Genomic DNA, 7073 nt, shown 5'->3' with positions numbered 1-7073 from the left:
GGCCGGTGGCTCTAAAGGCTCTGTATTTGGGGCTGTAGGAACTAAATCCTCGCCGCTTTTACCAATCGCCTCTACTGACACGGCCTCTACAATCAGCGGCTTATCTCGCATTAAAAAGCTATAACGCTGCAAATACGCCTGGTTAAACTGTGTCTGCATAGACTCTAGCGTGTCAAAGTTAACAATCAACGCCGAGTCAGTGCCCTCGTAGCGCACATGAGCACGTGGAATCAATTGGATATGGCTTTCTCGTACCCCTTGGCGTAATACCTCTTCTTTAACCTGTTGTGCCAACGTATCAATACGTTGCGCACAATCCGCCAAAGCGCTCTGCACTAAGGGGACTTCCATGCTGCTTTCACGCATCGCTGTAATATCCGCCAAGCCCATTCCATAGGCCGATAACACCCCCGCAAAGGGATGGATCAATACCCGTGACATACCAAGTGCATCGGCCACCAAACAGGCATGCTGCCCACCAGCCCCCCCAAAAGAAACCAGTGTATATTGGCTTACATCATAACCACGCTCAATGGAGATTTTTTTGACTGCGTTGGCCATATTCGCGACCGCAATTTGGATAAAGCCCTCTGCCACTTGTTCTGGGCTCGAGCGCACCCCCGTTTTCGCATAAATGTCCTCTGCCAGTTCAGCAAATTTTTGCTGCACCATCTCGTTATCCAATGGCTGATCTGCATTGGGGCCAAAAATAGTAGGGAAAAACTGGGGCTGTAGTTTTCCTAGCATGACATTACAGTCAGTCACCGTTAACGGCCCACCATTACGATAGGCCACAGGCCCTGGATAAGCGCCTGCTGAATGTGGTCCGACCCGCATACGCTGTCCATCAAAATGCACAATTGAGCCACCCCCAGCCGCAACGGTATGAATATTCATCATGGGAGCACGCAAACGCACTCCCGCTACCACCGTTTCAAAGAGTCGCTCAAAATGTCCATCGTAGTGAGAAACATCGGTGGATGTTCCCCCCATATCAAACCCAATTAACTTATCTGCACCAATAGCCGCAGCAATATGCGCCATGCCAACAATCCCACCTGCCGGTCCAGATAAGATCGCATCTTTACCTTGGAAATGATTCGCCGCTGTTAGCCCGCCATTCGATTGCATAAACATCAAACGCACATCATCAAGCTCACTCGCCACACGATTAACATAGCGGCGTAACACGGGCGATAAGTAAGCATCCACTACAGTGGTATCGCCTCGGCCCACAATTTTCATCAAAGCACTCACCTGATGGGAGACCGAGATTTGCTCAAAACCCATTTTACGAGCCAGTTCCGCAATACGTAGCTCATGCTCAGCAAACTGGTAAGCATGCATCAGCACAATAGCAATAGAGCGAAATCCTTCATCATAAGCAGCTTGCAATTGCTCAATGGTGCGTGCCTCGTCCAGCGCTTGCTCTACCGTGCCATCGGCAAGCACACGCTCCTTTACCTCTTCTACGCGTTGATATAGCAACTCAGGTTTGACAATATGACGATGAAATAACTGAGGACGCGCTTGGTAACCAATCTGCAAGGCATCTTTAAAACCCTGCGTGATGAACAATACGGTGCGGTCCCCTTTGCGCTCTAATAATGCATTCGTCGCTACTGTCGTGCCCATTTTTACCGCTTCAATACTTTCTGTAGGTATCGGCGCATCTAACGCCACACCTAATAAACGACGAATTCCAGCTAATGCGGCATCTGGGTATTGCTCTGGGTTATCTGATAACAGTTTATGAGTGACCAACTGACCATCTGGCTGCTTAGCCACAATATCCGTAAACGTACCACCTCGATCTACCCAAAACTGCCATTTATTTAGTTTTACTTGTTTGTTGTCGTTCGTGTGCTGCATGAAAAAACCCTAATAAACCATAATTTGTCACTAGTTTGCTAAGATAATTGCGCTAACTCAAGCGATTTATTTTTATGCGTATTGATAAGAAAATGTTATCAATACTAAATAAAGTCTAGGCTTGAGCTAAAGCCGTCTTTTCTACAAGCACGAATGGGGAAAACCCCGATTACCCAACTAAAACTGCAGGTTTTCCACTGGCGATAGCATCCTGGTGTAAAGCTGCATAACTATCCATTGCATGCTGACTTAACTCTATTATCGTAGACAAGATGGCAAAAACTGGCTCGGGCCGCCAACTTGCCACCAACTGCATATCCGGCAGCGGTGGGTAATGCACGGCGTTATACAACTGTTTTTGTTTTATTTGCGTACGGAAAACAGCAGAAGGCATCACTCCTACACAGTCACCCGCTTGTAATAGCTGCAACCCCGCTGCTATAGACGACACAAAATGAATACGTGGCCTTAGCTCAAGCCCTTGCTGCTCGAGTAACTCCAGTAAAAACAAGTGAGGCTGAGAATGACGAGGAAAAGTCACCACAGTCCAGTTTTCTAATAGTTCAGACAAGGTTGCAGGAGCAGGATCCACACCCGCTGCCATCATCCACGCCATCTTAAATTTACCTATAGGAGCATTACGAATCCCCTTTTCAATCACAGGATCGGTTTGTAGCGCTACATCAATTAAGCCTCGCTTTAACAAATCATGTAAGCGTCGACTTGACTCCACTGTTAGCTCAAGCTCGACATTAGGGTGTTCCTTTTGAAGCTGTTGTAAAAACAATGGGAACCACGTATAGATAATGGACTCCATGACACCTAATCGCACACGCCCTCTCAATACAGTTGGCGCGGCTAGCTCAGCTCGTAATTCATGCTCGACGTGTAAAATATGCTCAGCATGATGAAGTAGCCGCTGTCCTGCTGGACTTAACCGTAACAAACGACCGTGGCGTTCAAACAGCACACAGCCTAAATCAGCTTCCAGTGCCGCCATACGCCCCGATACCGCCGCTTGCGTGATATGCAATTTACTCGCGGTAGCTCTAAAACTACCTAAGCGCGCCACCCAAACAAAGGTTTCTAAAAACCGAATATTCACCGCTTTATCCTATGCGTAAAGAGAAGACTATTGTATCCTTCGTGCTACTCTGTACTGCGCTTTTTATTGTTTTTCTATTATGTCGTTATTTCACCCCCGCAATCGTCATCGTGGTCATTATGATTTTAAACGCTTATATACGGTTTGCCCTGAGCTCAAATCCTTTACCCGTCTCAATCCTTCCGGGCGTTACACCATTGACTTTGCAAACCCACGTGCAGTCAAGCTACTTAATCTAGCTATATTGAAAAGTGATTATGGGGTGGTGTACTGGGATATTCCTGAAAACTATCTTTGTCCACCTATCCCCGGCCGCGCAGATTATATTCATGCCTTGGCGGATTTACTCGCGCATTCACATGGCACCATTCCCACCGGTTCAGCTGTGCGTGTTTTAGATATAGGCGTAGGGGCTAACTGTATTTACCCTCTGCTCGGACAGGCCGAATACGGATGGTCTTTTGTGGGTACAGACATTGATAAAAAAGCACTGGCTTGCGCACAAACCATTATTGATCGTAATCAGCTTAGCGCCGATATTACATTGCGACATCAGCCTCATCCTCATGCAATTTTTGAACATGTAGTACAACCAACCGATCAGTTTGCCCTAAGTCTATGTAACCCCCCCTTTTTTCACTCAGCAGAACAAGCACAACAACAAAATCAGCGCAAGTGGAAAGGATTAGGGCAAAAAAATACGCAACGTAATTTTGGTGGTCAAAGTAATGAGTTATGGTGCGATGGCGGCGAAGTCGCCTTTATCTCTCGTATGATAGAACAAAGCCAAGTTTATAAAAAACAAATCACTTGGTTTAGCAGCTTAGTGTCGCGCGAGTCGATACTACCTGCGCTACGCAAGCAATTACAACGCGTCTGCGCCCAACACGTCCAGGTCATTGAGATGGCGCAAGGTCAGAAAAAAAGTCGCTTAATTGCGTGGCAGTTTTAAGAAAATGCTCAAGGCTGCACGAAATACGCCACCACTCGTGCCGCTGAGCGCAGTACAGGAAAATACTGTTGCCCTAACCAATATAACCACCCGGCACGCTCCCAGCCCTCAAAGCTCATGACATCACAACTACCCTGATAGCGCAACGCCGTATGCCATTTTTCGATGGCGCGATCATCATCAATACCAAACTGAAATTGCGCCGGTGTGAGCCGTACAGCATCGTGCCAGTTAGATCCTGTACTTAACCAGCGACTAATCACATCAAAATGCAGTTCGGCTCCAGCAAACCGTTGCGCTAAATGGGCAAATAGCTGTTGATTTTGCTCTGGTGAAAAATACATCAGCACCCCTTCCATAACAAAGGCAAACGTCGCCCGTGGATGCTTTTTGTGTAGTTTCTCCATCCATGTCGTTTCAAACATGCATGAGGCTATATAAGTCTCATTAGCTAAAGGAGCTAATAACTGCTTTCTAAATGTTATTACCTCGGGCACATCAATCTGATAAAAAGGTGTATCTGCTACCTCAGCCCCTAGACGCTGACAACGTGTATCTAAGCCATAACCTAAATGCACCACCACAGCATTCGTGTGATTTTTTACAAACTGACGCACAATCGCATCAAAATAAGCGGCTCGCAAAACCACCCCTGTCATACTGGCTGGCGCCTGTTCAAACTTGGCAAAATCATAATCAATTTTTTGTACTAGTTCCTGTGCGAGTGGGTCTTTTAGTAATGTCGGAACCTGATGCTGCTCTCGCGCTCGCGCATACAATGGAATAAATAGTGTTTCACATACAGCGGAAAATGAGTGAGCAGAAGTACGCATCCCGTAGCTCTCCTTTGGATTAAGATTTTTATCTATTTTTAATTATTAATTAATTATGACACCTTATCAAAAATCTTTCCTTAACTAAATGCAAAACAAGATTTTTTTCACATTAAATAATTTAAAATGGCCCTTTAAATATAAAAAAAGCTCCTATAAAAATAAAAGAAAACCCAAGAGCATGGTTTAAAGTAAAACTTTCTTTTAAGTATAAAATAGAGAAAAAAACAAACACCACTAGAGTGATGACTTCTTGGATGGTTTTAAGCTCTGCTGCGCTATACACCTGATGGCCAATACGATTCGCCGGCACAGCCAAACAATACTCAAATAAAGCAATAAGCCAGCTAATTATAATTACTTTAGATAATGTACTATGCGGGTATTTCAAATGCCCATACCAAGCCAGCGTCATAAAAACATTAGAACAAATTAATAAAAGTATAGGTACAACTTTAGGTAACAGCATAGTCTAAACCCTCTTTTTTTTCTGCCGTATCAGCGCCCTTTTTCTCCTACTATAACCTCAGCATTCGGACGCTTACATGCTAAGATTAACGTTTGTTTGCCCTAAGCTATCACATATTATGCGTTCTCTGTTTGCTTTATCTACGTTTCGTCACCACATACAAAATAACGCCTATCTTTGGGTCTGTTTTGCCATGATAGTTGGGGTCATGGGTACGGCATTAGCCAGTCCGCTATACCCAATTTATCAGACAGCTTGGCAGCTTACTGCAGGTGATATTACGATCCTGTATGTTATCTATATGGCATCTGCACTCAGTAGCCTTTTATTTCTTGGTCGGCTTAGTGATCAAAAAGGCTTCGTTTTTGTGCTCAGAGTCGGACTCATTCTTATTACTACTGGTATTTTTCTATCAGCTATTGCCTGGAGCTATACTTCGTTTTTAATAAGCCGGATTTTTATTGGCTTGGCCTCTAGCTTAATTGTGACCTCAGCCTCTATTGGTCTCACCAAACTAAGCCGCTCTCGAGACTTACAACGAGCGGCCGCCACTACAAGCCTATTGATCGCATTTGGCTTTGGGGTGGGCCCTGTTATGGGTGGCCTAATCGCCCAATGGGCTCATTACCCACTACGCTCTAGCTACTTTCCCTCAATGATAATGGGGCTTATTGCAATTTATGCCATGTTTTTATTGCCTGCGGCCCCACATCAACCCCAAAACCCACCCAAAAAAGCCAGTTGGTGGCGTCCATCTTTGCATATCCCTAGCGCTCAAGCACGCACTCCTTTTTTCGTTGGTGCCTGTGCTGCCTTTGCTGCGTTTTCTATGTTTAGCTTGTTTGCTTCACTCGCACCAAGTTTTATGGATAGTATGGTGCCGTGGCATGGGCCTGCCGTCAGCGGTCTTTCTATTGGCATTATTCTTTTTATGTCCTCGGGTTTTCAGCTTTGGGTACGCCAATGGCCGCTAAAACGTAGTCTACTTATTGGTCTTTTTGCTTTTAGCACCAGCAATCTCCTACTGATCGCCAATCTGCAACACGCTTCCGTGCTCCTTTTTGCTAGTAGTTTAGTCCTCACAGCTATGGGCCATGGCTTATGTTTGATTTCAGGCATGGGTATCGTAAATCGCATTGCGCTTCCTGAGCATCGTGCTGCCACCACTTCTAGCTATCTAATCATCGCTTATCTAGGCGCCATCGTGCCTATTCTTGCACTGGGCTTTTTAGCAGACCTTTTTTCAATGCCTGTGGCCTTAGTCTGTTTTTGCTTAGGTTTATTTATTTTTAGTTCTACTCTAGGGGTTTTGGCCTTCAAAAAACTGCGCCTGCCCGCACTCACATGACAAAAGTGTTAATTACTATACAATGAACCTCGAGTGCGTGAATGATGCGGTTTTGCGCCACATACTCACATCTTATCAACAGGGTTATCCACAGGTTTTGGGGATAACTTTAAAAGTCGATTTACACTCAAACTCCACACCAGCCCCCTCGTACACGCAGGAATATAGCACGATAAAAAATCAACATACCTCTTTCTCCCACAGAAAGAAAATCAATATTTATCGATTAAAAACAAGCACTTAAAAGAAAAAGCTAATTTATAAAATGAAAAAACAAGCGTAAGTAAAGCGTCAGAGCCTTCTTGACTCTGACGCTTTTTTATGCGTGTCGATTTGTAACCATCCAAAAAAACGGCCCTTGACAAAAAAGATATCCACTATTTATTGCTTCTCGTTCATCTCTCTGTCATATGAAGAGAATTTAGCGACAAACTCGATTGATTAAAGTGGGCTGCGCTATAAATGGGTTCACATTACCTTGGATAGCAGCAATA

Annotated in this window: 6 protein-coding genes; 2 read left to right on the top strand and 4 right to left on the bottom strand. The window is 44.8% G+C overall.

Translation table 11 applies throughout. The annotated features are described in order from the left end of the window. Positions 1-1872, bottom strand: a 1872-nt coding sequence (locus Q1V74_RS01415) for a hydantoinase/oxoprolinase family protein (RefSeq protein ID WP_300646735.1), incomplete at its 3' end; no start/stop codon positions are given. Between the two features lie 169 nt (positions 1873-2041). After that, positions 2042-2977 carry a LysR family transcriptional regulator gene (locus Q1V74_RS01410; RefSeq protein ID WP_300646734.1) on the bottom strand — a complete coding sequence of 312 codons (936 nt, stop codon included), beginning with the start codon at positions 2975-2977 and terminating at the stop codon, positions 2042-2044. A gap of 79 nt (positions 2978-3056) precedes the next feature. Here Q1V74_RS01410 and rlmF point away from each other — a divergent pair, with 79 nt between their 5' ends. Continuing rightward, positions 3057-3929 (top strand): 23S rRNA (adenine(1618)-N(6))-methyltransferase RlmF, encoded by an 873-nt coding sequence (rlmF, locus tag Q1V74_RS01405; RefSeq protein ID WP_300646733.1) that lies wholly within the window; start codon positions 3057-3059, stop codon positions 3927-3929. Positions 3930-3937: 8 nt separating this feature from the next. On the opposite strand, the gene Q1V74_RS01400 is transcribed toward rlmF, so the two are convergent. Further along, positions 3938-4762, bottom strand: coding sequence for a class I SAM-dependent methyltransferase (locus tag Q1V74_RS01400; RefSeq protein ID WP_300646731.1), 825 nt, complete (start codon positions 4760-4762; stop codon positions 3938-3940). A gap of 121 nt (positions 4763-4883) precedes the next feature. Further along, positions 4884-5228 (bottom strand): DMT family protein, encoded by a 345-nt coding sequence (locus Q1V74_RS01395; RefSeq protein ID WP_260650491.1) that lies wholly within the window; start codon positions 5226-5228, stop codon positions 4884-4886. Positions 5229-5424: 196 nt separating this feature from the next. On the opposite strand from Q1V74_RS01395, the gene Q1V74_RS01390 reads away from it, so the two are divergent. Further along, on the top strand, positions 5425-6579 hold the full coding sequence (locus tag Q1V74_RS01390) for an MFS transporter (protein ID WP_300646730.1): 1155 nt from the start codon (positions 5425-5427) through the stop codon (positions 6577-6579). Positions 6580-7073: the final 494 nt, after the last annotated feature.

The organism is Paenalcaligenes sp., assembly GCF_030152715.1.
GTDB lineage: Bacteria > Pseudomonadota > Gammaproteobacteria > Burkholderiales > Burkholderiaceae_B > Paenalcaligenes > Paenalcaligenes hermetiae.
Note: the sequence above shows the minus strand (reverse complement) of the source record. Positions and strands in the feature narration are given on the sequence as shown.